General features: G+C 70.8%; 24 protein-coding genes. 4 read left to right on the top strand and 20 right to left on the bottom strand.

Translation table 11 applies throughout. From position 1 onward, the window contains the following. Positions 1-17: 17 nt before the first annotated feature. The 7 genes from ACFWCH_RS07680 to ACFWCH_RS07650 all read right to left on the bottom strand — a co-directional run bounded on the left by ACFWCH_RS07680 (position 18) and on the right by ACFWCH_RS07650 (position 7,687). Positions 18-746, bottom strand: a complete 729-nt coding sequence (locus ACFWCH_RS07680) for an amino acid ABC transporter ATP-binding protein (protein ID WP_136032829.1) — start codon at positions 744-746, stop codon at positions 18-20. Further along, positions 743-2,221 (bottom strand): amino acid ABC transporter substrate-binding protein/permease, encoded by a 1,479-nt coding sequence (locus ACFWCH_RS07675; RefSeq protein ID WP_136032827.1) that lies wholly within the window; start codon positions 2,219-2,221, stop codon positions 743-745. Before ACFWCH_RS07675 ends, ACFWCH_RS07680 begins: the two co-directional genes overlap by 4 nt. Before the next feature lie 120 nt (positions 2,222-2,341). Continuing rightward, positions 2,342-3,427, bottom strand: a complete 1,086-nt coding sequence (locus ACFWCH_RS07670; protein ID WP_378803272.1) for an ABC transporter ATP-binding protein — start codon at positions 3,425-3,427, stop codon at positions 2,342-2,344. Positions 3,428-3,429: 2 nt separating this feature from the next. Further along, positions 3,430-4,323 carry a carbohydrate ABC transporter permease gene (locus tag ACFWCH_RS07665; RefSeq protein WP_136037310.1) on the bottom strand — a complete coding sequence of 298 codons (894 nt, stop codon included), beginning with the start codon at positions 4,321-4,323 and terminating at the stop codon, positions 3,430-3,432. Continuing rightward, entirely contained in the window at positions 4,316-5,242 is a 927-nt protein-coding gene (locus ACFWCH_RS07660) for a carbohydrate ABC transporter permease (protein ID WP_136037311.1), read from the bottom strand. Before ACFWCH_RS07660 ends, ACFWCH_RS07665 begins: the two co-directional genes overlap by 8 nt. A gap of 10 nt (positions 5,243-5,252) precedes the next feature. Then, on the bottom strand, positions 5,253-6,584 hold the full coding sequence (locus ACFWCH_RS07655; RefSeq protein WP_136037312.1) for a sugar ABC transporter substrate-binding protein: 1,332 nt from the start codon (positions 6,582-6,584) through the stop codon (positions 5,253-5,255). A 74-nt stretch (positions 6,585-6,658) separates the two neighbouring features. Beyond that, positions 6,659-7,687 (bottom strand): Gfo/Idh/MocA family protein, encoded by a 1,029-nt coding sequence (locus ACFWCH_RS07650; protein ID WP_247638236.1) that lies wholly within the window; start codon positions 7,685-7,687, stop codon positions 6,659-6,661. Between the two features lie 134 nt (positions 7,688-7,821). Here ACFWCH_RS07650 and ACFWCH_RS07645 point away from each other — a divergent pair, with 134 nt between their 5' ends. Further along, positions 7,822-9,039 (top strand): ROK family protein, encoded by a 1,218-nt coding sequence (locus ACFWCH_RS07645; RefSeq protein WP_136037314.1) that lies wholly within the window; start codon positions 7,822-7,824, stop codon positions 9,037-9,039. Positions 9,040-9,085: 46 nt separating this feature from the next. On the opposite strand, the gene ACFWCH_RS07640 is transcribed toward ACFWCH_RS07645, so the two are convergent. The 3 genes from ACFWCH_RS07640 to ACFWCH_RS07630 all read right to left on the bottom strand — a co-directional run bounded on the left by ACFWCH_RS07640 (position 9,086) and on the right by ACFWCH_RS07630 (position 11,556). Further along, positions 9,086-10,633, bottom strand: a complete 1,548-nt coding sequence (locus tag ACFWCH_RS07640) for a DHA2 family efflux MFS transporter permease subunit (RefSeq protein ID WP_136032822.1) — start codon at positions 10,631-10,633, stop codon at positions 9,086-9,088. Continuing rightward, positions 10,630-11,256 (bottom strand): PadR family transcriptional regulator, encoded by a 627-nt coding sequence (locus tag ACFWCH_RS07635; RefSeq protein WP_136036709.1) that lies wholly within the window; start codon positions 11,254-11,256, stop codon positions 10,630-10,632. Before ACFWCH_RS07635 ends, ACFWCH_RS07640 begins: the two co-directional genes overlap by 4 nt. A gap of 87 nt (positions 11,257-11,343) precedes the next feature. After that, positions 11,344-11,556 (bottom strand): DUF2945 domain-containing protein, encoded by a 213-nt coding sequence (locus ACFWCH_RS07630; RefSeq protein ID WP_136032818.1) that lies wholly within the window; start codon positions 11,554-11,556, stop codon positions 11,344-11,346. 104 nt (positions 11,557-11,660) lie between these two features. Here ACFWCH_RS07630 and ACFWCH_RS07625 point away from each other — a divergent pair, with 104 nt between their 5' ends. Further along, positions 11,661-12,536 carry a phosphoribosylaminoimidazolesuccinocarboxamide synthase gene (locus tag ACFWCH_RS07625; RefSeq protein ID WP_247638235.1) on the top strand — a complete coding sequence of 292 codons (876 nt, stop codon included), beginning with the start codon at positions 11,661-11,663 and terminating at the stop codon, positions 12,534-12,536. Between the two features lie 148 nt (positions 12,537-12,684). Further along, positions 12,685-14,040 (top strand): uracil-xanthine permease family protein, encoded by a 1,356-nt coding sequence (locus ACFWCH_RS07620; RefSeq protein ID WP_136032815.1) that lies wholly within the window; start codon positions 12,685-12,687, stop codon positions 14,038-14,040. 164 nt (positions 14,041-14,204) lie between these two features. Here the strand turns inward: ACFWCH_RS07620 and ACFWCH_RS07615 are convergent, their stop codons facing one another. From ACFWCH_RS07615 to ACFWCH_RS07595, 5 genes are read right to left on the bottom strand one after another with little or no spacing between them, the layout of a single operon-like run. Further along, complete coding sequence (locus ACFWCH_RS07615; protein ID WP_247638234.1) at positions 14,205-15,917, bottom strand: biotin carboxylase N-terminal domain-containing protein; 1,713 nt, start codon at positions 15,915-15,917, stop codon at positions 14,205-14,207. Beyond that, positions 15,914-17,494 (bottom strand): carboxyltransferase domain-containing protein, encoded by a 1,581-nt coding sequence (locus ACFWCH_RS07610; protein ID WP_378803271.1) that lies wholly within the window; start codon positions 17,492-17,494, stop codon positions 15,914-15,916. Before ACFWCH_RS07610 ends, ACFWCH_RS07615 begins: the two co-directional genes overlap by 4 nt. Next, positions 17,494-18,294 (bottom strand): putative hydro-lyase, encoded by an 801-nt coding sequence (locus tag ACFWCH_RS07605; protein WP_378803270.1) that lies wholly within the window; start codon positions 18,292-18,294, stop codon positions 17,494-17,496. Before ACFWCH_RS07605 ends, ACFWCH_RS07610 begins: the two co-directional genes overlap by 1 nt. A gap of 1 nt (position 18,295) precedes the next feature. Beyond that, positions 18,296-19,060 (bottom strand): LamB/YcsF family protein, encoded by a 765-nt coding sequence (locus ACFWCH_RS07600; RefSeq protein ID WP_378803269.1) that lies wholly within the window; start codon positions 19,058-19,060, stop codon positions 18,296-18,298. A 4-nt stretch (positions 19,061-19,064) separates the two neighbouring features. Further along, positions 19,065-20,342 carry an NRAMP family divalent metal transporter gene (locus ACFWCH_RS07595; protein WP_136036121.1) on the bottom strand — a complete coding sequence of 426 codons (1,278 nt, stop codon included), beginning with the start codon at positions 20,340-20,342 and terminating at the stop codon, positions 19,065-19,067. 172 nt (positions 20,343-20,514) lie between these two features. Here ACFWCH_RS07595 and ACFWCH_RS07590 point away from each other — a divergent pair, with 172 nt between their 5' ends. After that, positions 20,515-21,171 (top strand): GntR family transcriptional regulator, encoded by a 657-nt coding sequence (locus tag ACFWCH_RS07590; RefSeq protein ID WP_247638232.1) that lies wholly within the window; start codon positions 20,515-20,517, stop codon positions 21,169-21,171. 17 nt (positions 21,172-21,188) lie between these two features. Here the strand turns inward: ACFWCH_RS07590 and ACFWCH_RS07585 are convergent, their stop codons facing one another. From ACFWCH_RS07585 to ACFWCH_RS07565, 5 genes are all read right to left on the bottom strand, one after another. Then, the gene (locus tag ACFWCH_RS07585) at positions 21,189-21,860 is read right to left on the bottom strand and encodes a TetR/AcrR family transcriptional regulator (RefSeq protein WP_136032801.1); all 672 of its coding nucleotides are present in this window, start codon (positions 21,858-21,860) and stop codon (positions 21,189-21,191) included. A 159-nt stretch (positions 21,861-22,019) separates the two neighbouring features. After that, complete coding sequence (locus tag ACFWCH_RS07580) at positions 22,020-23,018, bottom strand: LacI family DNA-binding transcriptional regulator (protein WP_275090546.1); 999 nt, start codon at positions 23,016-23,018, stop codon at positions 22,020-22,022. A 91-nt stretch (positions 23,019-23,109) separates the two neighbouring features. Then, entirely contained in the window at positions 23,110-24,576 is a 1,467-nt protein-coding gene (locus ACFWCH_RS07575; RefSeq protein WP_205828288.1) for a GH1 family beta-glucosidase, read from the bottom strand. Between the two features lie 5 nt (positions 24,577-24,581). After that, the gene (locus ACFWCH_RS07570; RefSeq protein ID WP_136032796.1) at positions 24,582-25,472 is read right to left on the bottom strand and encodes a carbohydrate ABC transporter permease; all 891 of its coding nucleotides are present in this window, start codon (positions 25,470-25,472) and stop codon (positions 24,582-24,584) included. Next, positions 25,469-26,512 carry a carbohydrate ABC transporter permease gene (locus ACFWCH_RS07565; RefSeq protein ID WP_136036124.1) on the bottom strand — a complete coding sequence of 348 codons (1,044 nt, stop codon included), beginning with the start codon at positions 26,510-26,512 and terminating at the stop codon, positions 25,469-25,471. Before ACFWCH_RS07565 ends, ACFWCH_RS07570 begins: the two co-directional genes overlap by 4 nt. Between the last annotated feature and the right edge of the window lie 41 nt (positions 26,513-26,553).

Here is a 26,553-nt window from a genome sequence, read left to right as displayed (position 1 = left end):
GACGCGGATGCGTACGGTCAGAGCACCTTCGACAGGAAGTCCTGCAGGCGCTCGTTCTTGGGGGAGCCGAACAGCTCGGCCGGCGCAGCCTCCTCGACCACGACACCGCCGTCCATGAACACCGTGCGGTCGGACACCTCGCGCGCGAAACCCATCTCGTGCGTGACCAGCACCATGGTCATGCCGCCCTCGGCCAGGTCGCGGATCACCTGCAGCACCTCGCCGACCATCTCCGGGTCGAGCGCGCTGGTGGCCTCGTCGAACAGCATGATCTCGGGGTCCATCGCGAGCGCACGGGCGATGGCGACCCGCTGCTTCTGGCCGCCGGAGAGCGAGGCGGGCTTGGCGTCCGCCTTCTCCGACAGTCCCACGCGCTCCAGCAGCGACAGCGCCCGCTCGCGCGCCTGGGCCTTGGTCATGCGGCCGAGCTCGACCGGCGCGAGGGTGATGTTCTCCAGCACGGTCATGTGCGGGAACAGGTTGAAGTGCTGGAAGACCATGCCGATGCGCTGGCGCACCTCGTCGAGCTTGACGCTCTTGTCGGTGAGGTCGACGCCGTCGATGACGACGTGCCCCGAGGTCGGCTCCTCGAGCTTGTTGAGGCAGCGCAGCAGCGTGGACTTGCCCGAGCCGGAGGGCCCGATCACCGCGACGACCTCGCCGTCGTCGACCGTGAGGTCGATGCCCTTCAGGACCTCGTTGTCGCCGAACGACTTGTGCAGGTTCCTGACGTCGATCTTGCTCATGCGTTGAGCGTCCTCTCCAGGCGGTTCGCGAGCAGCGTCAGCAGCGTGATCACGACGAAGTAGATGATGGCGACGATGGTGAGCACCTGCGCCGACAGGTAGGTGGAGGCGATGATCTGGCGCGACACGAAGGTCAGCTCCGCGAGGCCGATCACGCTGATGAGCGAGGTGTCCTTGAGGGTGATGATGCCCTGGTTCACGAACGAGGGGATCATGATGCGGAACGCCTGCGGCAGCACGACCTTGCGCATCGTCTTCCAGTGGCTCAGGCCCAGCGAACGCGAGGCCTCGGCCTGACCGGGGTCGACCGCCTGGATGCCGCCGCGGATGATCTCGGTCATGTAGGCACCGGTGTTGAGCGACAGGGTGATCGCGCCGGCCACAAACGGGTCGAACTTCAGGTCGGGGATCAGCTGCGGGATCGCGAAGAAGACGAAGAACGCCTGGATCAGGATCGGGGTGCCGCGGAACACGTACACGTAGGCCGTGGCGACCCAGCGGAACGGCGCGAACTTCGAGATGCGCCCGAAGCCGAAGATGATGCCGAGGATGAAGGCCGCGACCACCGCGACGATCGTGGCGAGGATCGTGAGCCACAGACCCTGCATGAGCGCGGGCCAGTACTTCACCGCGACGGAGATGATGTCGGTGGGCTGCGCGCTCGGCTCGCCCTCACCCGAGGCGAGGTACGTGTCGACGATCTCGTCGTACTCGCCCGAGTCCTGGAGGTTCGCGAGCCCCGCGTTGAACATCTCCAGCAGCTCGGCGTTCTGCCCCTTGTTGACCGCGAAGCCGTACTCGCCGCCGAGCTCCGGGTCGCCGATCAGCCGGAAGCCCGACCCCTGCTGGATGCCGTACGCGAGCACCGGGAAGTCCTCGAAGTAGCCGACGGCCTGCCCGGCCTTCACGGCGTCGACCATGTCGGTCGTGTCCTGGTACGGCGTGATGCGGAAGCCGTACTTCTCCTGGTTCTCCTCGGCGAAGGTCTGGCCCTGCGTGCCGGTCTTGACCGCGACCGCCTTGCCGTCGAGGTCGTCGAGCGACTCGATGTCGCTGGACTCCAGCACCCCCAACTGCACCCCGCTGGTGAAGTACGGATCGCTGAAGTCGAACGTCTGCTGGCGCTCCTCGGTGATCGACATGCCGGCCATCACCGCGTCGACCTGGTTGGACTGGAGGGCCTGCACGGCGGCGTCGAAGCCCAGCTGGCGGATCTCGACCTCGAAGCCCTGGTCCTTCGCGATCGCGCGCAGCAGGTCCATGTCGATGCCGACGAGCTCGCCGTTCGCGTCCGTGAACTCGAACGGCGCGAACGTGGTGTCGGTGCCGATCACGTAGGTCTCGCCCTCGGCCGCGGCGGGCGCGGCTCCGGCGAGGAGCGCCCCGGCGGCGACGAGCGCGGCGAGCGCGGAGGCGGTCGCCGTCCGGGCGAAGCGGCGCAGGCGGCGCGCCGTGGAGGATGGATTTCGGCTCACGTCGAGTGCTCCTCGGAGGTTCGGATGGGGCGACCCGGCGGCCGCCGACCATCCACCCTAACCCTGTGAACCCGCTGAACCGGAACGCGGGAGTCCGCGGAACCCGCGCGAGGAACCGGCTCACGACACGGCGAGGCGCCTCCCGGTCTCGGGGTCGAAGCAGTGCAGGCGCGCGCGGGTCAGGTCGACCACCACCGCGTCGCCGACGCCGTAGGAGCCGAACCCGGGGACGCGCACGAGGAACTCGACGTCGCCCATCGTGAGGTGCACGTCGGAGACGTTGCCGAGCGGCTCCACCGCGACGACGGTGCCGTGCGGCTGCTCACCGGCCAGCGGTCGCCGCAGGTCGCACTCCTCCGGGCGCAGTCCGACGCGGATCTCCTCGGGCAGCGCACCCGACTCCACACCGAACGCGGTCCCCGGGAGCACGTGCCTGCCACGCTCGCCCCGCTTCGCCGTGAACAGGTTCATGCGCGGTTTGCCCACGAACGACGCCACGAACTCGGTCGCCGGCTCGTGGTACACCTCGTACGGGCTGCCGTACTGCTCCAGCCGCCCGCGGCTCATCACGGCGATCCGGTCGGAGAGCGTCATGGCCTCCTCCTGGTCGTGCGTGACGTAGACGCTGGTCGCGCCGAGCTCGCGGTGCAGCACCTTGAGCTCGCTGCGGGTCTGGTCGCGCAGCAGCGCGTCGAGGTTCGACAGCGGCTCGTCGAACAGGAACACCGCGGGGCGCCGGGCAATGGCGCGGGCGAGGGCCACGCGCTGCCGCTGTCCACCCGACAGGCTCTTGGGCTTCACGTCGAGCACGTGGGCGATGTCGAGCCGTCGGGCGGCGTCGCGCACCCGGCGGTCGATCTCGTCCTTGGCGACCTTGCGCATGCGCAGCCCGAACGCGATGTTCTCGTAGACGCTCATGTGCGGATACAGCGCGTAGTCCTGGAACACGAACGCCAGGTCGCGCTTGTCGGGGTCGAGGTCGTCGACCCGCCGCCCGTCGATGAGGATCTCCCCGCCCGAGATGTCCTCCAGTCCGGCGATCATGTTGAGCGTGGTGGTCTTGCCGCAGCCGGAGGGACCGAGCAGCGACACGAAGTGCCCGTCCTCGATCACGTAGCTGAGGTCGGAGACCGCCTTGCGGGCCTCGTGCCCGCGCCTCGGGCGTCCGTACGACTTCTCGACGCCCACCAGTTCGATCTGTGCCATGATCAGCCTTTCACCGCACCCTCGGTCATACCGCGGATGATCCATTTCTGTGCCACGAGGGTGAGGATCAGGACCGGGATGGCCGTGATCACTCCCGCCGTCGCCGCGGACGTGTAGTCCATCGCGAACAGCCCCTGGAACGCCGCGGTCTTCACCGGCAGGGTCACGGCGTTGTTCGACGTCAGCACCTTCGCCAGGAAGAAGTCGCTCCAGCTGGTGATGAACGCCAGGATCGCGGTCGCCGCCATGCCGGGCGCGGCGAGCGGGAAGGCGATCCGGTACATGATCTGGAACCGGTTGCACCCGTCGATGCGGGCGGCACGTTCCAGGCTCGGCGGGATGTCCTCGAAGAACCCGACCAGCATCCAGATCACGAGCGGCAGGATGAACGCCGTGTACGTCGCGATCAGCCCTAGCAGCTGGTCGTAGAGGCCGACCGAGCGCAGCAGGATGAACAGGGGCACCGCGAGCACGATGACGGGGATCGCCTGCACGGTCATCATGCTCAGCAGCAGGGGCTGGCGACCGCGGAACTTGAACCGGGCGATCGCGTAGGCGCAGGCCGCGCCCACGGTCATGCAGATGATCGTGGTGGAGATGCCGACGATCGCGGAGTTCGCCATCGGGGTGAGGAAGCTGCCGTCCGACAGCAGGCGCACGTAGGACTCCACGGTCAGCAGGGACGGCGACAGGTCGGGGGTACGGCCCTGCAGCGCGCTCGACGGATACACGCTGAACACGAACATCCACAGGAACGGCGCCAGGAAGAACGCCATCACGAGCACGAGCAGCACCGCGCACACGACGGCCGTGAGGCGGCGGCGGCCGCGTCGCGACACCCGGCGCCCGCGCGGGCGGGCGGTGGTGACGAGGGCGGTGGTGGTCAGGTCAGGCATGCGCCTCTCCCCTCTTGCGACGGAACCCGCCGAACAGCAGGATCCAGAACACGGCCACCACGAGCACGAGGATCATGATCCCGACCGCCATCGCCGAGCCGTAGCCGCGGTCCAGGTTGCTGAAGTTCACCAGGTACGCGAGGAAGTTGATGGTGGTGGTGCCCTCGGCCGGGCCGCCGGAGCCGCCCGTGAGCACGTAGATGGTGTCGAACACCTTGAGCGACCACATCGACTGCACGATCAGCGCGAACATCAGGGCGCCGCGCATGTTGGGCAGGGTGATGCGCCAGAAGGCCCGCCACGGTCCCGCGCCGTCGATCGCCGCCGCCCGGTACAGGTTCGATGGGATGCCCTGCAGCGCCGCGAGCATCAGCAGGCACAGGAACGGCAGCAGCTTCCACATCTCCGCGAACACCAGGATGTTCATCGCGAGCGCGGGGTCGGACAGCCACTGCACGTTCTCCTCCGTGAGACCGAGTCCGCGCAGGATCGTGTTGGCGATGCCGGTGCTGCCGTCGAAGATCAGCTTCCACATGATGCCGTTCACCACGGGCGGCACGGCCCACGGCACGAGCAGCAGCACCCGGGCGAGCGTGCGTCCGCGGAACTCCCGGTTCAGCAGCACCGCAATCGCCACGGCCAGCGCGACCCCGCCGATCACGGTGATCACCGAGAAGTACGCCGTGCGCTCCATCGCCCGGTGCACCGCGGGGTCGGTCAGCAGCTGCCCGTAGTTCTCCAGCCCGATGAAGGGGTGCTCCATGCCCAGCTTGTCGTTCCACTGGTGGAACGACATGAACACGGCGTAGCCCATCGGGTAGCCGAGCAGCATCGCGATGATCAGCACCGCCGGCGCGATCAGCAGGAGGCCGAAACGCAGATCCCGCCGGCGGCTCCTCTCCAGGAGGTTGACGCCCATTCCCCGATCCCTACTTCAGGTACTTCTTCACGAGGTCCTCCGCCGTCTTCTGCGCCGACTCCAGCGCCTCCTTGGGGGAGGTCTTGCCGTTCATGGCGTTGATGAGCTGCACGGAGAGCGCCTGGTCGAGCTCGTTCGACCAGGGCGTGCCGTAGCGCTTGGTGACGTACTCGGTGGACTGCTCGTAGGTGGACAGGATGGGCAGCGCCTCCCGCGCGGCGGGCTCGGCCAGCACCGTCTGCGAGACGGGGAACCAGCCCTCCTTCTCGACGATGTCGGTCTGCACCTTCCCGGTGGTGACGAACTGCAGCCACGCCAGGGCCGCTTCCTTGTTCTTCGAGAACTTGCTGATCGCGAAGCCCTCGGAGCCGTCGATCGACGCCGACCGCACCGACATGCCGGGGAGCAGGCCGTTGCCCACCGTCGCGGCCGAGGTCGCGGCGCCGGCGGCCGTGGCGACCGCGTACTGGAACGGCCAGTTGAACACCATGCCGGTGCTGCCGCGGGCGAAGAGGTCGGCGAGGTCGGACGCGTTGGTGATCTGCAGCGAGGAGGGGTCCATCACCTTGTGCACCTGCAGCAGCTCGACCATCTTCGACAGCGCCTCGACGCCCGCATCACTCGCGAAGGTGGGCTTGTAGTCGGCGTCGTAGAACTCCCCGCCGTTGAGCAGCAGCGCGCGCAGGAAGTTCTGGTACGCGCCGGCGGGGTTGCCCATGTCGCACGCGTAGCCGTACTGCCCGCCGCCGGTGAGGGCCTTGGCCGCCGCGACGAACTCGTCCCAGTTCGCCGGGCCCGTCTCGGGGTCGAGCCCGGCCCCCGCGAACAGATCCTTGTTCCAGAACATGGTCTGCGCGCTGACGAACTTCGGCAGGCCGTACACCTTGCCCCGCCACGACACCGCGTCGAGCGCCGGCTGGATGAGGTCGTCCGGCACGGCGGAGGGGTCGAGCTCCTCCAGCCATCCGGCCTGCCCGAACTCGGCCGACCAGCCGGCCCACGTCATCACGACGTCGAACGACGAGTCCTGCGCCGCGAACATCGTGGCCATCTTGTCGTGCAGGTCGTTGAAGTTGCCCTGCTGGTAGGTGACCACCTTGATGCCGGTCTGCTTCTCGAACTCGGCGATGGCCCAGTCCTTGAAGATGCCGTTGGTGTTGTCGTCGAGGATGCTGATCTGGCCGGAGGGCTTCCCGGAGCCGGCCGTGAGCGGTCCGGTGCTCTGCTGCCCTCCGCCTCCGGGGGTGCAGCTCGCCAGGGCCATGGCCCCGACGGCGAGGCCACCGAGCTGGAAGATCTGACGCCGGGAGAAGCCCCGGCTCATCGACGGTGATGCGTTCATTTCCTTGCTCCTTCGTGCAGTTCCGGACGGGTGTCGCGTGGTTTCGGGTCTCGCGTGGTGCAGGTGAAGCGGGGTCAGACGGAGATGGAGACGACGTCGCCGGTCTCGAGGGCGGTGTGCACCGCCTCGATCGCGGCGGTGATGAGGAGGCCGTCGCGGGCGTCCGGCACGTCGACGGGCTCCCCGCGGAGGAGGCGGACGAAGTCGCCGACCATGTCGATGGGCACCCCGTGGATGCGGCCGGCGCGCTCGTGCACGGCCGACTGCACGAGCTGCCCGCGCTGCGCGTCGTAGACGATCACACCGTCGTCGGCGCCGTCGATGTGCACGACCTGACCGGCGGACTGGATCTCGTAGCGGAAGTCGAACACCGACGGCATCGACTCGGGCAGCACCCACGACGAGTTGAGCGCGACGTGCGAGCCGTCGGCCATCGTGAACACGGCGTTGACGCGATCCCACGTGTCGATGCCGGCCTCGGTGAGGCGGTCGCGCGCGCCGACCGCGTACACCGACACCGGGTGCGTGCGGCCGATCCAGCACGCGAGGTCGAGCGAGTGCGGCATGAGGAACCACGCGGGCGAGCTCTTCGAGGACCACGACAGCATCTCGGTCGGCACGAAGATCGTGTCGTTGAGGTTGATGATCTGGGCGCTGATCCTCGGGTCTCCGTCGGCGCCGAGACGGGTGCGCACCGCCGAGTACCGCACGTTCCAGCGGTTCTCGAAGCCGACCATGACGCGCACCCCGGCGGCGTCGGCGGCCTCGAGGATCGCCCGCGCGTCGTCGACCTCGGTGGCCAACGGCTTCTCGATCATCAGGTCGAGACCAGCCTGGGCGCAGAGCACCGCCGCCTCGCGGTGGGCGAAGTCGGGGGTCGCGATCACGACGCCGTCGAGGTCGGGGTGGGCGGCGAGCAGCTCCTCGGTGCTCGCATAGCCCGGAACGCCCAGCTGCGCGACCATCGCGGACAGCACGCCGGGGCTGCGGTCGCAGATCGCGACGAGCTCGGACTGGGGGTTCTCCTGCAGCGCCCTGGCGAACATGCCGCCGCGGATCCCGCCGCCGATGACTCCGACTCGTGCCGACCTGCTGTGGTTCACTGCCTACCCCACTTCGTCATGGATTCCCGCGCGCCGCGAGGTATGTATGACACTAAACCATACATTCTTCCTTGTAAACTGATCCGCAGACGGAGCCATCGCCGCCACCCGTCGCGACCGGAAAGGCAGGTGCCATGGCACCGTCAGGCAAACCGCAGGCCGACCTGGTGTTCTCCGACCAGAGCTCGCGCCGTCCGCTCATCACCACGAGCGCGATCGGAGCCGCGAACCGCCGACGCGTGCTGGAGACCCTGCACCGCCTCGGCCCCTCCAGCCGCGCGCAACTGGCCCGCTCGCTCGGCGTGAACCGAGCCACGATCGCCACGATCCTGCAGCCCCTGCTCGACTCCGCCACCCTCGTCGAAGGCGACCCCGTCGCGCCGTCCGAGGCCGGAGGCAAGCCGGCCCGACCGCTCTGGTTCCGCGGCGACGGCCCGTGGCTCGGCGCCGTGCACCTCTCCCCCGACTTCGTCGTGGCCGCCCGCATCGCCTTCGACGGCACGATCCACGAGATGCACCACGCGGCGTACAGCCGCGACGCGTCGACCGACGAGATCACCGCGTGCCTGCACCAGGTGACCGACGGCTGCTTCGCGGGAGAAGCCCTCGTCGGCATCGGCGTCGCCGCGGCGGGCATGGTCGACACGAGCACGGGCAGCGTCATCTCGATGCACCTCACCCCTGGGCTCAACGGCCTCCCGGTCGTCGCGCTGCTGGAGAAGCGCTTCGGCGCCACCACCCTCGTCGACCACCACCCGCGCGTCCAGGCACTGGGCGACCGGTGGTTCGGGCTGGGGCGGGAGATCCAGGACTTCGCATCCGTGTACACCGGTGAGGCGCTGGGCTTCGGGATCGTGCACGGCGGCGAGGTGCTCCGCGGCGAGAACGGTGCCGGGGGCGAGTCCGGCCACACCATCGTGCAGCTCGACGGCGACGAGTGCCGGTGCGGACGGCGCGGCTGCTGGGAGACGGTCGCCACGCTGGGCTGGCTGCGCGACCGGGCCGCGGCCGTCGGCCTCCCGCACGCCGACACCCTCGACTCCCGCAGCCTCGCCGCCCTCGTGGCGGACGGCTCGGACGACGCCGCGGCGCTGCTCGACCTGTACGCCCGCAACCTCGCGATCGGCATCGCGAACAACGAGCAGATCCTCGCGCCAGGGCACTACATCATGCACGGCGACGCCTGCACGGGCGGCGAGGCGCTGCGCACGGCCCTGCAGACCTGGGTCACCCGGCTGGCACCCGAGCGCGGACAGCCGCCGACGGTGTTCTTCGCGGAGGACCCGGATCAGATCACGCTGCTCGGGGGCGCCGGGCTCGTGCTGTCCTCGGTCTTCAGCACCCAGGCCTGACCCCGGGGCGCAGCCGGAACGGGGGAGGGCGCGACCCTCCCCCGGCTCACGCGGGAGGGGCGGGGGCCGCGGTGGCCGGAGCCGCCGCGTCGTCACGGTCGTAGCGACCGAGGAACAGCGCGGCCACGAGCGCGACGACGATCACGGCCGCGGGCAGCAGCAGCGCCTGCGCCATACCCGCCGCGAAGCCCTCCGCCACCTGCGGCGGCAGCGACCCGCCCCCGCTGATGCCCGCCGGCGCGTCCGACAGTCCGGGCAGGTTCGCCTCCAGCCGCGACTGCATGAACGCGGCGATCGACGCCGAACCGATCACCGAGCCGATCGTCCTGGTCGTGTTGTAGATGCCCGCGCCGGCACCGGCCTGCCGCGGCGGCAGCTTGCGCGTGGCCGTGGTCGCGAGCGGACCCCACATGCCCGCGTTGCCGATGCCCATCAGGGCCGACGGCAGCAGGAACATCAGGATCGGGGTGTCCATGGTCGTCAGCGCCGAGTACCAGAGCAGCGCCCCACCCACGCAGAGCAGTCCGGGGATGAGGATCACCCGCGGGTCGACGCGGTCGAGGATCTTGCCGGCCACGGGAGCCAGCACTCCCGACAGCACCGCCATCGGGATGAGCAGCATGGCCGCCTCGGTCGGGGTGAGCCCACGGGCCGTCTGCAGGAAGAACATCATCGGCAGCGACATGCTGGTGACCGTGAAGCCGACCGCGGCGATCGCGACGTTCGCGCCCGAGAAGTTGCGGTCGCGGAACAGCCCGAGCGGCACGAGCGGCTCACTCCGGGTGCGGGCCTGCTGCACGATGAACAGCGCCAGCACCACGACGCCGGCGATGATCAGGCTCCACACCGAGATCGGACCCCAGATCACACCCCAGTCGAACTTCTCGCCCTCCTGCAGCCCGAACACGATCAGGAACAGGGCCACGGCGCTCAGCACGACACCGACGAGGTCGAAGCGGTGCGGGTGCGTCTTCAGCCTCGGCACCAGGATCCACGCGAGCACGAACGCCACGACACCCACGGGCAGGTTCACGAAGAAGATCCACTCCCAGCCGAGGCCGTCCACCAGCAGGCCGCCCGCGAGCGGACCGACGAGCGTGGCCACGCCGGCGGTCGCCCCCCACAGCCCCATCGCCGCACCGCGCCGCTCCGGCGGGAAGGTGCGCGTGATGACGGCCATGGTCTGCGGCGTCATGAAAGCGGCGCCGAGGCCCTGCACGGCACGCGCCGCGATCAGGCCCTCGAGGGTGGTGGACAGCCCGCACCACAGCGACGCGAGCGTGAACACCGCGAGCCCGATCAGGTAGATGTTCTTCGGGCCGAAGCGGTCACCGAGGCGTCCGGTGATCAGCAGCGGCACCGCGTAGGCCAGCAGGTAGGCGCTGGTGACCCACACGACGTTGTCGAGGTTGTTGGTCTGCGGGTCGAGCGCGGCCTTGATGGCCGGGTTCGCGACCGACACGATCGTGGTGTCGACGAGGATCATGAAGAAGCCGATGACGAGCGCCCACAGGGCGGGCCACGGGCTCTTCGGCGCGTGACCGGCCGCGAACGGGCCGGTCTGAGGCCCTGCGGCCTGGCGGGATTCGGTCATTGCTGTGCAGCCTTTCGCTGAGCGCGGTAGCGGTCGGAGTCGTCGAAGGCGTCCGGCCCCCAGGGGAGATCGTCGCCGTCGAGGCGGGTGAGCAGGGAGTCGAGCCAGCGCAGCTCCGCGTCGAGCAGCGCCTCCTGTCGCTCGATCTCGACGAGGACCTGGGCGGGGACACCCTTGGTGCGGGCGCCGCGGAGCCCGTCATGGTGCAGCGCGTGCGAGTCCCGGAGGGCGGCGCGGCGGTCGTGGAGCAGCGCGACGACATCGGTGCGTTCGAGGTTGTGGGCCTCGGCGAGCGCGACCCGGGCGTCGACCTCGCGATCGATGCGGGGCAGGGCGCGACGCACCCAGGAGACCACCGTCTCGCGCCCCGCGTCGGTGAGCGTGTAGGTCGTGCGCTCCGGCCGCTTTCCGTCGCGGTCGGTCCCGACCTCGGCGAGCAGCCCCGCCCGCTGCAGCCGGGCGACCGTGTGGTACAGCGTGCCGTTGGTGACGGTGATGAGCCGATCGTCGTGCCGAGCGCGCAGCAGCCGGACCATCTCGTAGGGGTGCATGTCGCTCTCGCGCAGCAGCGCGAGCACCATCACGCCGAGCGGCGTGAGCGCGTCCACCGGGTCCTTCGCCATGTCCCCACCTCGATTAGTCCATGTGGACTATACGCCCGATCAGGCTCCCGTGCCACGTCGTGCGCGGCGATACCGGTTCCGGGTGTCTCACCCCAGCCGACGCAGAGCGGAGCCCTTGTGCGCCGCACGATCGCCGCTCTTCTCCGACTCCACGAGATACGCCGGCTCCTCGTCCGAGGCGGTGAAGTGCTGCCCCGCGAACGTGAAGTCCTTCGTCCGCTTCTCGACCACCGTGCCGCGCGTGCGCCCCTGCGACGTGTTCCAGCTCACCCGATCGCCTTTCGCGAGATCCTTCGTCATACCCGCTCCCTTCGATGCGGCGATCCTCGCCCCGGGAGCACGCGGCCCGCGCTCCCCTTGACTTCTGTGCGGGCGCCGCCACGGGAGACCGGGATAATGGGCGGGTGAGCACACCCACGGCAGGCACCGCGCAGAGCATCCCCGGTTGGCGACACCTCTACTCCGGCAAGGTCCGCGACCTCTACGCCTCGGAGGACCCGGCCGACACCCGCATCCTCGTCGTCGCCTCCGACCGGGTGAGCGCCTTCGACGTGGTGCTGTCGCCCGGCATCACCGACAAGGGGGCCCTGCTCACCCGCCTCAGCCGCTGGTGGTTCGCCCAGCTCGACGTGCCGAACCACCTGGCCCCGGGCGAGCTGCCCGAGGAGGTCGCCGACCGCGCGATGCTCGCCCAGTCGCTGGAGATGCTCCCGATCGAGTGCGTCGTGCGCGGCTACATCACCGGCTCCGGCTGGGCCGAGTATCAGGAGCACGGCACGGTGTGCGGCATCACCCTCCCGGACGGCCTGCACAACGGCGACCGGCTGCCCGAACCGCTGTTCACCCCCGCGTACAAGGCGCCGATGGGCGAGCACGACGAGAACATCACGTTCGACCGCGTCGTCGAGCTGGTCGGTGCCGAGCGAGCGGCCGAGCTGCGCGACACCTCCCTGGCCGTGTACGCGAAGGCGGCGGCGATCGCCGAGGAGCGGGGCCTGATCCTGGCCGACACCAAGTTCGAGTTCGGCACCGATGCCGACGGCACCCTGCGCCTCGCCGACGAGGTGCTCACCAGCGACTCCTCGCGGTACTGGGACGCCGAGGCCTGGCGCACCGGCACCACCCCGGCCGAGCGGATGGCGAGCTTCGACAAGCAGATCGTGCGCGACTGGCTCGCCGCGAACTGGGACAAGCAGGGCGAGCCGCCCGCGCTGCCCGACGAGGTCGTCGCCCGGACGACCGCGCGCTACCGCGAACTCATCGACCGCCTGGGCGCCTGAGCCGGACTACTCCACACGTCGCACGTCGGTGGGGCTGACGTCGTCACCCGCGTAGAGGAGCGGCTGGCCGATCGGCGCTCAGGCAACACTCAGGAATCGGTAGTGTTTCTTCAGCACTCCCGCCACCCCCGAACCCTGAGGAGCCCGCATGGCCCTGTGGAAGCTGCACGGAAACGGACGCACGGTCGAGGCCGGCGCGGTCGTCCGTCCCGACGAGCGCCTGAGCTGGTCCGCCACCGTCGCGATCGGACTCCAGCACGTCGTCGCGATGTTCGGCGCCACCTTCCTCGTGCCGACGCTGACGGGCTTCCCGGTCTCGACGACCCTGCTGTTCAGCGGCCTCGGCACCCTCATCTTCCTGCTCATCACGAAGAACCAGCTGCCCAGCTACCTCGGCTCCTCGTTCGCGTTCATCGCCCCGATCACGGCCGCCGTCGCCGCGGGTGGCACCGGCTCGGCGCTCGCGGGCGTCGTCGCGGTCGGCGTGCTCCTCGCCGTCGTCGGGCTCGTCGTGCAGTTCGCCGGGCTGCGATGGGTCGACGCGCTCATGCCCCCGGTGGTCGCAGGGGCCATCGTCGCCCTGATCGGCTTCAACCTCGCCCCCACCGCGTGGAGCAACTTCCAGCTCGACCCGGTGACCGCGACCATCACCCTCGTCGCGATCATCCTGTTCGCGGTGCTGTTCCGCGGCTTCCTCGGCCGCATCTCGATCTTCCTCGGCGTCGCGGTCGGCTTCATCTGGGCCGCGTTCACCGGCTCGTTCGACGTGCCCAACGCCCTCCGCGGCGGCAAGACACCGGCCGAGCTCATCGCCGAGGCACCCTGGGTCGGCCTGCCGCACTTCCAGCTCCCCGACTTCGTCGAGCCGGGCACGTGGTCGACCATCGCGATGTTCCTGCCGGTCGTGCTCGTGCTCATCGCCGAGAACGTCGGCCACGTGCGCGGCGTCGCGACCATGACCGAGGACCCGTCGATCAACAAGCACACCGGCCGCGCACTGATCGCCGACGGCGTCGCGACCACGATCGCGGGCGGCTTCGGCGGCTCGGGCACCACGACCTACGGCGAGAACATCGGCGTGATGGCCGCGACCCGCGTGTACTCGACCGCCGTCTACTGGGTGGCCGGCCTCTTCGCGATCCTGCTCGCGTTCTCCCCCAAGGTCGGCGAGGTGTTCAACTCGATCCCCGCCGGCGTGCTGGGCGGCGCGACCACGGCCCTGTACGGCCTGATCGGCATCATCGGCATCAAGATCTGGGTCGACAGCCGCGTGGACTTCTCGCGCCCGGTCAACCAGTACACGGCCGCGGTGTCGCTCGTGATCGGCATCGCCGGGTTCTCGATGCAGCTCGGCGACTTCGCGTTCGGCGGCATCGTCCTCGGCACCGTCGCGGCGCTGCTCATCTACCACCTGGGCAACCTGATCGCCCGCGCCCGCAAGACCGGCGCCGACGACCCGAAGCCCCTTGAGCCCGTCGGCCCCCTGGGCGGCGACCCCGCGTAACGCCCGGGGTCCCGTCCCGTCCCGTCCACTGTCGGGATCGAAAACGCACCTCCCACGCACGTCGGAGGTGCGTTTTCGCACTCCCACGCGCCGGTCGGGCGGGGGCGGGGCGGGCGGGGGCGGGAGGACGGGGGACGGGAGGGCGGGGGACGGGAGGACGGGGGTCAGGCGATCGTGGCGAGGACGGCGTCGGGCGCGACGGTCGCGCCGGTCTCCGCGCGGCGGGTGAGAGTGCCGGGGCGGTGCGCGGTGACCGTCGTCTCCATCTTCATCGCGTCGAGCACGGCCACCGGGTCGCCCGCCGCGACCTCCGCGCCGTCGTCGAGCAGCCACCGCACGAGCGTGCCCGGCGCGGGAGTCCGGAGCTCGGACGCGTCCGCCGCAGGCTCCGGTGCCGCCTCCGTCGCCGGACGGCCGATCCCCGCCAGCAGCTCCGCGGGCAGCCCGAGCACGACCCGGCGGCCATCGACCTCCACGGGGAACCGCTGCAGCCCGGACACCGGTGCGACCGCCGGTCGCGGCTGCGCGTCGAGCGCGGGCAGCAGCACCGTCTCGATCCACTGCGTGTGCACCCCGAAGGTGTCGGTCGCGAACGCGGGGTCGTCGATCGCGCGGAGGTCGAACGGGATCACGGTCGCCGGGCCGTCGACGGCGAGCTCGCGCAGCGCCCGGCGTGCTCGCACGAGGGCGGCCTCCCGGGTGTCCGCGTGCACGATGAGCTTGGCGATCAGGGAGTCGAACGCGGGCTGCACCACGTCGCCCGCCTCGATGCCGCTGTCCCATCGCACGCCGGGGCCGCCGGGGATGCGCAGCGCCTCGACCCGCCCCGGGCTGGGAAGGAACCCGCGACCGGGGTCTTCCGCGTTGATGCGGAACTCGAACGCGTGACCCGACGGCCGCGGGGTCTCGGTGAACGACGGCCCCTCGCCGAACGCGATGCGGAACTGCTCGCGCACGAGGTCGGTGCCCGTGACCTCCTCCGTCACCGGATGCTCGACCTGGAGGCGCGTGTTGACCTCGAGGAACGAGATCGTGCCGTCGGCCGCGAGCAGGAACTCCACGGTGCCCGCCCCGCGGTACTGCACCTCGGCGCAGATCGCCCGCGCCGCCTCGTGGATCGCCGACCGCTGCTCCGGAGCGAGTGCGGGTGCCGGTGCCTCCTCGATCAGCTTCTGGTTGCGCCGCTGCATCGAGCAGTCGCGGTCGCCCACCACGACCACGCCGCCGCGGCCGTCTCCCAGCACCTGCACCTCGATGTGCCGGGGGCGCTCCAGGAACCGCTCCACGAAGCACTCGCCGCGACCGAACGCGGCCACGGCCTCCCGCGTCGCCGCCTCGAACGCCGCCGCCACCTCGGACAGCTCCCGCACGACCTTGAGGCCGCGGCCGCCCCCGCCGAACGCGGCCTTGATGGCGATCGGCAGCCCGTGCTCCTCGGCGAAGGCCACGGCCTCCTCCGGGCCGGAGAGCGGCTCGTCGGTGCCGGCCGCGAGGGGTGCGCCGACCCGCTGGGCGATGCGCCGCGCGGTCATCTTGTCGCCGAGGGCGTCGATGCTCTCCGGCGACGGGCCGATCCACACCAGCCCCGCGCCCTCGACAGCCCGCGCGAACGCCGCGCTCTCGGAGAGGAAGCCGTAGCCGGGGTGCACCGCGTCGGCCCCGCTGCGGCGCGCGGCGTCGATCAGCGCCTCGACCGACAGGTAGGTGCTCGCGGCCGTGTCACCGCCCAGGCCGACGGCCTCGTCGGCGAGCCGCACGTGCAGCGCATCCGCATCCTGATCGGCGTACACGGCGACCGACGTGTATCCGGCCTCGGCGCAGGCGCGGATCACGCGCACCGCGATCTCGCCGCGGTTGGCGATGAGCACACGGGTCATGGGGTCTCCTTCACGATGAAGCGCACGTGCACCCCCGGCGGGAGCTGCGCGGCGAGGTCGAGGCTGCGGTCGGTGAGTGCGCCGATGATGGGGTAGCCGCCCGTGAGCGGATGATCGGGGAGGAACAGCACGGGCTGACCGTCCGGCGGCACCTGGATCGCGCCGGTCACCGCGCCCTCGCTGGGCAGCTCCCCGCCCACGGCGCGCTCCAGCGGCACCTCGCCGTGCAGCCGGATGCCGACGCGGTCGGAGCGCGGCGTCACCGTCCACTCCTGACCGGTGAGCGCGGCGACCCCGGCCGCGGTGAACCAGTCGTCGCGCGGGCCGAGCGTGATCTCGAGCGCCACGGTGTCGCCCGGGGCGGGAAGGTCGCGCGGCAGGACGACCGGATCCACCGAGGTCACTGGGGCCGTGCCGATCGGCACGACATCGCCCGCCGCGAGGGGCTGCGGGCCGAGCCCGGCGAGGGTGTCGCTGGCGCGGCTGTCGAGCGCCGGGGCGACGTCGATCCCCCCGCGCACGGCGATCACGAAGCGCAGCCCGCGCTCGGGGTGACCGAGGGTGAGCTCGTCGCCGTCGACCGTGGCGAACGGTGCCCCGGGGGCGATGTCGCGCGGCACGCCGGCGGCGTCCGTGAGGGTGAGGACCCCGGTCGCTCCGGCCACCGCGGCCACCCCGGCTCCGTGGAACCGCAGCACCGCACCGCCCACGCACTCCAGGACGGCAGCGGCGGAGGGGTTGCCGACCGCGCGGTTGGCGTCGCGCAGGGCCACCCGGTCCGCGATGCCGGAGGCCGAGACGCCCAGGGCGGCATAGCCCGCGCGACCCTCGTCCTGCACGAGCAGCTGCAGCGACGAGCGCACGACCTCCACCGCGGGGGCTCCGGGAGCGCGCGGCCCCTGGGTCGCGGAGGCTTCTCCGCCGCGCGGATTCGTGCCGCCGGCGCTCTCGGCCGACGCGACGACCGCGGCCCGCTCGGCCCGCACGAACCGCACCCGCCGCCCGGGTGCGAACAGTGCGGGAGGGTCGCGGTCGATGTCCCACATGGCCAGGTCGGTGCGGCCGATCAGCTGCCAGCCGCCGGGGCTCTCGCGGGGGTACACGCCGCTGAAAGCTCCGGCGAGCGCGACCGAGCCCGCGGGCACGCGCGTGCGCGGCGACGAGCGGCGCGGCACGTCGAACAGCGCGTCGTCGCTCACCGCATAGCCGAAGCCGGGCGCGAAGCCCGAGAACGCGACCCGCCAGTCGGCCGCGAGGTGACGCGCGACGAGCTCTTCCGCCGACACCCCGAGCAGCGTCGCCGTCTCTTTGAGGTCTTCCCCGTCGTAGCGCACCGGCACCTCGACCTCGCCCGCATCGGGGAGCTCGGCGGCGTCGACCTCGGTCGCGGCGAGCACCCCGGCGAGCGCGGCGGCCGTGGTGCGCAGCGGGTCGTAGCGCACCAGCACCGTGCGCGCGCCGGGGATGCGCTCGACCACGCCGGGCACGCCGTCCCACGCGAGGTTGAGTCGCATGGCCTGTTCGAGGTCGTCCGCCTCGACCAGGAGCGCGCCGTCGGAGGCCGTGAGGATGCGCATCAGACCCGGTACTCCGCATCCGGCACGTCGGTCACGAACATGTACCCGGGAGCGTGTGTCACGGCGAACGGCGGCTTCGACGCCATGATCGCCGCCTGCGGGGTCACACCGCAGGCCCAGAACACGGGGATCTCGCCCTCGCGCACCTCCGGGGCGTCGCCGAAGTCCGGCGTCGACAGGTCGGTGATGCCCAGCGAGGCCGGGTCGCCGATGTGCACGGGCGCACCGTGCACGGCCGGGGTGCGGCCGGAGATCTGCACGGCATCGGCCACACGGTCCGCGGGGATCGGCCGCATCGACACGACCATCTCGCCCCGCAGTCGTCCGGCCGGCGCGCAGTCCACGGCCGTGCGGTACATCGGCACGTTGCGCCCGAGCTCCTGGTGACGGATGGGGATGCCCGCCTCGACGAGACCGGTCTCGAACGTAAAGCTGCAGCCGATGAGGAACGCGACGAGGTCGGGCTGCTCGGCCCACGCGGCCGTCGCGTCGGTCACCTCCTCCGCGAGCTCGCCGTCGCGCCAGATGCGGTAACGGCCGATGTCGGTGCGGATGTCGCTGCCCGGCGCCAGCCGTGACTCCACCTGGCCCTGCTCGATCACCTCGAGCACGGGGCAGGGCTTCGGGTTGCGCTGCGCGTACAGCAGCGTCTCGAACGCCCAGTCGGCAGGCACGGCGATGAGGTTCGCCTGCGTCAATCCCGGCGCGACGCCGCTGGTGGGCGCGGAGTGTCCCGCCCGGTGCGCGGCGCGGGCGGCGCGCGCAGCGGTGAGCTGGTCGGGGGTCGCGAGCACGGCCATGTCAGACTCCGGCGAACGGGGCGATCGTGATGCCCTCGGCCTGCAGCAGGCGCTTCGTCTCGGCGGCCATCGCGACCGAGCCGGGGCTGTCGCCGTGCACGCAGATGGACTGGGCGGACACCGCGACGTCGGTGCCGTCGATCGCCCGGATCACGCCGTCGGCGGCGAGGCGCACCATGCGCTCGGCGACCGCGGTCGGGTCGTGCAGCACGGCGCCCTCCTCGGTGCGCGACACGAGCTGTCCGTCCGGCTGGTAGGCGCGGTCGGCGAAGGCCTCAGCGGCCACCGAGAGCCCCGCCCGCTGTGCGACGTCGAGCACCACGCCTCCCGCGAGCCCGAGCAGCACGAGCGAGGGGTCGACCGCACGGATCGCCGCCACCACGTCTTTCGACTGCCGCTCGTCGCGGGCGATCGTGTTGTAGAGCGCGCCGTGGGGTTTGACGTACGAGACCCGGCCGCCCACCGCGGCCGCGAGCCCCAGGAGTGCGCCGAGCTGGTACTCGACGTGGGCCTGGAGCGTCGCGGAGTCGATGTCGACCTTCGTGCGCCCGAAGTTCTCGTAGTCGCGGTAGCCGGGGTGCGCGCCGATCACGACGCCTCCGGCGACGGCCGCGGCGAGCGTCTCGCGGATGCCCTCGGGGCTGCCGGCGTGGAAACCGCACGACACGTTCGCGCTCGTGACGATGCGCAGCATGCTGGCGTCGTCGCTGACGATCCGGTCGGGGACGTTCTCGCCGAGGTCCGAGTTCAGGTCGATGGTCGCCATGTCGTCACGCTCCGATTCCGAGGAAGGCGAAGATGGGGCCGATCGAGACGGCACCCATGTACCAGGTGAGGGCGGTCACGACGGTACCGGCGATCAGCAGCCACATCGGGTACTTCCGGTCGCCGAGCAGGTCGCGCCGGAACCAGCCGATGTACATGAACACCGTGAGGCCGATCGGCAGGATCAGGCCGTTGAAGCCGCCGACGAACACGAGGATCGCCGCGGGGGCCGTGCCGATCGCGAGGTAGACCCCGAGCGAGACGACGATGAAGGCGACGGTCGCGAGCTGCAGGGGCCAGCCGCCGTGCAGCTTCGCCGTGAACGTCGACAGGAACGTGGCCGAGGTGTAGGCGGCGCCGATCACGGAGCTGATCGCGGCGGCCCAGAAGATCGCGCCGAAGATGCGCAGACCCGCGTCGCCCAGCACGGCGCCGAACGCCTGCCCGGCCGGGTTCGCGGCCTGCGACGAGAGGTCGAGCGCCACGCCGGAGGCCACCACCCCGAGGATGGCGAGGAACAGCACGTACCGCATGATGCCGGTGACGAGGATGCCGTTGGCCGCGGCGCGCATGACGGGCTTCGCGTACTGCGGGCCGACGTGGCCGGAGTCGAGGTAGCGGTGCGCACCGGAGTAAGTGATGTAGCCGCCGACGGTGCCGCCGACGATGGTGGTGATGGTGGCGAAGTTGAGCTGGTCGGGCACGAACGTCTGCCGCAGCGCGTCGCCGATGGGCGGCTGGGCGATCAGGGCGACCACCACGGTCATCACGATCATGCCGATGCCGAGGACGATGAGCACGACGTCCATCACCTTGCCGGCCTTCTTCACCAGGAAGATGATGATCGCGAGCGCCGCGGTGAGTGCGCCGCCGATCTTCGGGTCGATGCCGAGCAGGGCGTTGAGACCGAGGCCACCCCCGGCGATGTTGCCGATGTTGAACGCGAGGCCGCCGATCACCACGAGCACGGCGATGACGTGCCCGGAGAACGGGATGGCGCTGTTGGCGAGCTCGCCGGCGCGCTTGCCCGAGGAGGTGATCATGCGCCAGATGTTCAGCTGCACCGCGATGTCGACCAGGATCGACACCAGGATCGCGAACGCGAACGCGGCCCCCATCTGCGCCGTGAAGGTGGCGGTCTGCGTGATGAAACCGGGCCCGATGGCGCTCGTGGCCATGAGGAAGATGGCGCCGATGACGGCACTGCGTCCCGCGCGCTTCTTCGCGTGGGCGGCGCGGGCCTCGTCCTCCGGGGAGAGGGCGGCGGTGGACTGCTCGGACATAGGGGGGTCCCATCGTCGTTGGTGGGTGTCGGATCGATACCCAGTGTAGAACGGACAGACACCGATTGTTCAACAATCATGTTTCCGTCGTGCTACAGCGCGATTGCCGTCGTGTGATTCCCGCCGAGACCCGATCCCGGCCCGCCGCCCGCCCCGCACCTACGATGAAGGCATGAACCAGCAGGGCCCGCTCGCCGACGTGCTCCGTCAGCTCATCATCGACGGCGACGTCGCCCCCGGCTCCCGCCTGTCGGAGTCCGCCCTCGCCGAGCGCTTCGACGTGTCGCGCAACACGCTCCGCGAGGCGTTCCGGGTGCTCGCGGAGCAGGGCCTGGTCGAGCACGTCCCGCACCGTGGGGTCTCCGTGGCTTCCCCGTCGATCGCCGACGTGATCGACATCTATCGCGCCCGCCGCATCATCGAGTGCACGGCCCTGCGCCAGTCCGAGCCGGAGCACCCCGCCGTGCAGCGCATGAGGGAGGCGGTCGCGGCCGCCGAGGCCGCCGTGGCCGACGTCTCCCGCGACGACGCCGCCGCGTGGCGCACGGTCGGCAGCGCGAACATGGCGTTCCACGTGGCGCTGGTCGACCTCGCCGACAGTCCGCGCCTGGCTCGCACCTACCGCAACGTCGCGGCCGAGCTGCGTCTGGCCTTCCTGAAGATCGACGACCCGCGGGCGCTGCACGAGCCGTTCGTGCGCAAGAACCGCGCCGTGCTCGACACCTTCCTCAGCAGGGGCGCCGAGGCGGGCGCCGCCGAGCTCGAGCGCTACCTGGTGCAGTCCGAACGGGTGGTGCTCGGCGCGTTCGCGCGCATGCACCTGGACTGACGCACCGGGCACCGAGGTCAGGCGTTCGGGTCGGGCCGGAGCGCCCAGGTGGCCCGGGGCCGGGGCTCGCCGGTCCGCGGCGGCACGTCGAGGGGCATCGGGGCCGCCGGTTCCGGCAGTCCGTAGCGCCGGTGCAGCCAGCGCCGCGCCTCCTCCAGCGGATACGTGTCTCCGAAGACGCAGTACTTCACGAACACGCCCTCGAGGGTGCTGCGGAGCATGACCTCCTCCAGCGCGGGGTCGTCGGCTCCGCGCGCGCGGAACACCTCGCGCACAGCGTCCTCCGCCGCGGTCGCCGCCTCGGCGTGACGCTGCTCCGATTCCGCGAAGAGCCGGTGCGTGGAGGGCTGCTGCTGCATCGCGAGCACGGCGCGCTGGAGCGGCATCGCGAACGCGGTGGCCATGAGGGCGCCGTCGATGATCGCGGCCAGCATCTCGTCGGGGGTGCCGTCCACCCGCGCGAGCCCGAGCACGGTCTCGAACCAGCGGTCGATCACCGCGGCGACCAGCTGCTCCTTGCCGCCGAAGTGGTAGTTGACCAGACCCTGGGCGACGCCGGCTCGCGAGGTGATCTGGGCGATGCTGGCGCCGGCGACTCCGCGCTCGCTGAAGACCGCGATCGCCGCCTGCAGGATGTTCTCGCGGGCGCGCTCGCGCGCCTGGCGGTTCTGCTCGTCGGTTCGGGCCATGCGGCGACCACCTCCCGGGGTCACAAGAATATCGCCGCTCCGTGTAGCGTGTACGTTGAACGTCTGTTCAGTTCATGCGTTCGCGGGGTTCGCCCCCCACCCGACGCACGGGTGCATCCCTGGCCATGAGGGGGCGTCAGGGCCGCACCCGTGCGCGCGTCAGGCCGAGCCGCGCACCACGAGCTCGGTGGGCAGGATCGTCGTCTGCGGCGGGTCCTCCCCCGCCAGCCGCGACAGCAGCACGCGGGCCATGGTCTCGCCCTGCGCATACATCGGCTGGCGCACCGTGGTGAGGGCCGGATCGGTGCTGACCGCCACCGAGGAGTCGTCGAAGCCGACCAGGGCGATGTCCTCCGGCACCCGCACCCCCGCCGCGCGCAGCGCCGTGAGCGCTCCGCGTGCCATCAGGTCGCTCGCCACGAAGATCGCGTCGGGACGACCGGACGCGAGCAGCCGACGAGCCGCCTCCGCACCGCTCGCCTCGCTGTAGTCGCCCTCCTCCTCGGCGCACGGCGCGAGACCCGCATCCGCGAGCGCATCCCGGAAGCCCTGCACGCGGTCGGTCGAGGAGATCATCGACAGCGGACCGGAGATCGTGGCGATCCTGGAGCGCCCGATGTCGATGAGCCGCTGCGTGGCCACGCGCGCCCCGGCCACGTTGTCGACATCGACCACGTAGTCGCCAGCGCTGCGGCGCACCGGCCGCCCGCCGAACACGACCGGGACCGCATCGGCGATCCGGTCAACGAAGCCGTCGCTCGCATGGTGCGACACGATGAGGGCGCCGTCGACGCCACCGTTGCGCACGAAGCTCGTCATCTTGTCGCCGGGGTCGTCGCTCGCGATCAACAGGTTGAGCAGATAGTCGGAGCTGCCGAGCGCCCCGGTGATCCCGGCGACGATGGCCGCGAAGAACGGGTCCCCGAAGAACCGCGTCGTGTCTTCCGGCACGATCAGCGCGATCGCGTGCGTCTGTCGCGAGGCGAGAGAGCGGGCCGCCCGGTTGGGCACGTAGTTGAGGTCGTCGATCGCGGCGCGCACGGCCGCGAGGGCCTCGGGGCTCACCGCCGTCGAGCCGTTCACGACCCGCGACACGGTCGAGCGGGAGACACCCGCCGCGGCCGCGACCTCTTCGATGGTCGCCCTGGGCGACATCACCGCACGCTCTCTTCCATGGCCCTATTGTCGACCACGTGAAGCCCGGCCGGAGACCACGGATCGCCGGGCGACGCCGCGCCGCCCACCCCGGTCAGGCCCTGGCCGGCTCACCGGGGACGGGCGCCAGCTCCCTGGCCGCGATGATGCGACGGTACTCGTGGGCCGAGTCCTTCAGCGTGCGCTCCTGGGTGTCGTAGTCGACGCGCACGATGCCGAACCTCTTGTCGTAGCCCCACGCCCACTCGAAGTTGTCGAACAGCGACCAGTAGAAGTACCCCCGCACATCCACACCGGCATCGATCGCATCGAGCACCGCGTCCAGGTGCAGGCGCAGGAACTCGGTGCGGTCGGCATCGTGCACGCGCGTCTCACCGTCCTCCACCACGGGCTCGTCGTCGTAGGCGGCGCCGTTCTCCGTGACGTACAGCACGACCCCGGCGGGCTCGGCGTACTCGGCCCACACGCGCTGCAGCAGTCGCGTGAGCCCCTCCGGCTGCACCTCCCAGTGCTGCGCCGTGCGGGGCAGCCCGCGCTCGACCGCGTGGATGCCGTCGCTCGACGGGTACGGGCTGCGCGTGGGTCGGGAGGTCGCCGGGCCGCCCTCCTCGGCGGTCGCGGTCGTCGCGGGCGCCGTGCCGGAGACGAGGTCGCCGTGGTAGTAGTTCACGCCCTGCGTGTCGATGGGCTGCGCGATGGTCTCAAGGTCGCCGTCGCGCACCGCTGCCTCGAACCGCGCGACCGCCTCGGGGTCGACCGCGCGGATGTCCTCGACGACGTCCGCCGGGTAGGAGCCGCGGTAGATCGGGTCGAGGAACCAGCGGTTGAACTGCCCGTCCAGGCGCCGGGCGGCATCCACGTCGGCGGGGTTCTGCGGGTCGGCGGGGTCGGCGACGGTGTGGTTCAGCGTGATGCCGAGGTTGAGCGACGAGTCGCGCCCGCGCAGCTCCTTCACCGTGGCGCCGTGGGCGAGCAGCAGATGGTGCGACGCGAGCAGCCCCTCCGCGATGCTGGTGTGCCCCGGCGCGTGCTCGCCGCCCGTATAGGAGAGGAACGACGAGCACCACGGCTCGTTCAGCGTCGTCCACACGTTCACGCGGTCGCCCAGCGCGTCGTGCACGGTGCCCGCGTACTCCAGGAAGCGGTCGACGACGTCGCGGTTCGTCCAGCCCCCGCCCTCCTGCAGCGCCTGCGGCAGGTCCCAGTGGTACAGCGTGAGCCAGGGCAGGATGTCGGCCGCGAGCAGCTCGTCGACCAGGCGGCTGTAGAAGTCGACGCCCGCCCGGTTCACGGCCCCGCCGTCGGGCCGCACGCGCGACCACGACGTGGAGAACCGGTACGTCTGCAACCCGAGGTCCTTCATGAGCGCGACGTCCTGCGGGTACCGGTGGTAGTGGTCGCACGCCACATCCCCGTTGTCGCCGCCGACCACCGCGCCGGGCTCGCGCGCGAACGCATCCCAGATGGAGGCGGTGCGCCCGTCCTCGAAGGCGGCACCCTCGATCTGGTAGGCCGCCGTCGCCGCGCCGAAGAGGAAGTCCGAGGGGAAGGCACGCGTCATAGGGGTCATCCTTTCACCGCGCCCGCCATGATGCCACTGACCAGCTGCCGCCCCGCCGCCACGAAGAGCACGAGGAGCGGGAGGGTCGCGAGCACCGCACCGGCGAGCACGATCGAGTAGTCGATGTAGTAGCCCGACTGCAGCTGGCTGAGGGCCGTCTGCAGCGTGGGGTTCTGGGGGGAGAGCACGATCAGGGGCCACAGGTAGTCGGTCCACGCGGTCATGAACGTGAACAGGCCGAGGATCGCCATGGCCGGACGGGCGGCGGGCACCCCGACCGTCAGGAACGTGCGGAACTGTCCGGCGCCGTCCATGCGGGCCGCCTCGATGAGCTCGTCCGGGATCACGTCCACCAGGTACTGCCGCATGAAGAACACCCCGAACGCGGTCACCAGGGTCGGCACGATCACCGCGCCGATGGACCCGGTCCACCCGAGCTCGCGCATCAGCATGAACAGGGGGATGATGCCGAGCTGCGTCGGGATCGCCATGGTCGCGATCACGAACACCATCAGCCCGTCGCGTCCCCGGAACCGCAGCTTCGCGAAGGCGTAGCCGGCGAGGGTGGAGAAGGTGACGACCGAGAGCGTGATGATCGAGGAGATCAGGACCGAGTTGCCCAGTGCGAGCCAGAACGGGATCGCGTCGAACACCTTGGCCGCGTTCGCGAGGAAGTTTCCGCCCGGGATCAGCGGCAGCGTCTCCCCCCTGGTCGCGTTGGTGCCGCTGGCGACCACGAACGACCACCACAGGGGGTAGGCGCTGCCGAGCACGAAGGCCGCGAGCAGCCCGTAGGTGAGGAATCCCGGGCGGCTGCCGATGCCGGCGGTGCCGGATGCGGCGCCCCGACGGCGTCGGATGCGCTCCGGGACGCTGAGGGCCTGCGTGGCGGTCATCGCGCCTCCTCCTTGCTGGTGCGGGCGCGACGGCGGGCCGCGCGGTTCTTCGGGGCGTCGCCGGTGGAGATGCGCCGCGAGACGAGGAAGTTGATCAGGCCGATGCCCACGATGAGCAGGAACAGCAGGATCGCGACCGCGGAGGCCTCGCCCAGGTTGCGCCGGAAGAAGGCCAGCTCCCACAGGAACAGCACCGTGGTCTGGAACTGCCGGTCGCTGCCGCCGATGCCGCCCGCGGTGGAGACGTCGAACAGCCGCGGTTCCGCGAAGATCTGCAGGCCGCCGATCGTGGCCGTGATGATCACGAAGATGAGGGTGGGGCGGATGGTCGGGATCGTGATGGAGAAGAAGCGCCGCGCAGATCCGGCGCCGTCGAGCGCGGCCGACTCGTACAGGTCCCGCGGCACGGCCTGCATCGCGGCGAGGAGGATGAGGGCGTTGTAGCCGGTCCACCGGAAGTTCACCATCACCGCGATCGCGATGTGCGACAGGACCGTGTCGTGCTTCCACTGCTGATCCGCGATGCCGATCAGGTTCAGCAGGTTGTTGGCCAGGCCGTCCGCCTCGTTGAAGATGCTCGAGAAGATGATGGCCACGGCGACCGGGGTCACCACGAACGGGATGAGCACGCTCATGCGCCAGAACGTCGGGGCGCGCAGACCGCGGTCCAGCAGGTAGGCGATCAGCAGGGCGACCGCGAGCTGCGGGATCGCGGAGAGCAGGAAGATGCTGAGCGTGTTGCGGATCGAGTTCCAGAACATGCCGTCGCCGAGGATCTCGACGAAGTTGCCGAGCCCGACGAAGTCGCCCTCGCCCTTCAGCAGGTCCCACTCGTGCACGGCCACCCACACCGTGTACAGCAGGGGGAAGAGGCCGACCAGTCCGAACAGCAGGAAGAACGGCGAGATGTAGAAGTACGGCGACGCGTTCTGGTCGAAGCGGGAGAGGCGGTGCCGCCAGGGCCGCTTCGCACCGGTGTCGGCGGGCGGACGCTGCGACGACGCGGGCACCGTGTCGGGGCGGTCGTGCGTGAGTGTCATGGGTGTCCTCGTTCGGTGGGGGCGCCCTTCGTCTCGCTCGG

This window comes from Microbacterium sp. NPDC060132, from assembly GCF_042729675.1.
Lineage (GTDB): Bacteria > Actinomycetota > Actinomycetes > Actinomycetales > Microbacteriaceae > Microbacterium > Microbacterium sufflavum.
The sequence above is the reverse complement of the archived record's forward strand: the minus strand, read 5'-3'. Positions and strand labels throughout refer to the sequence as shown.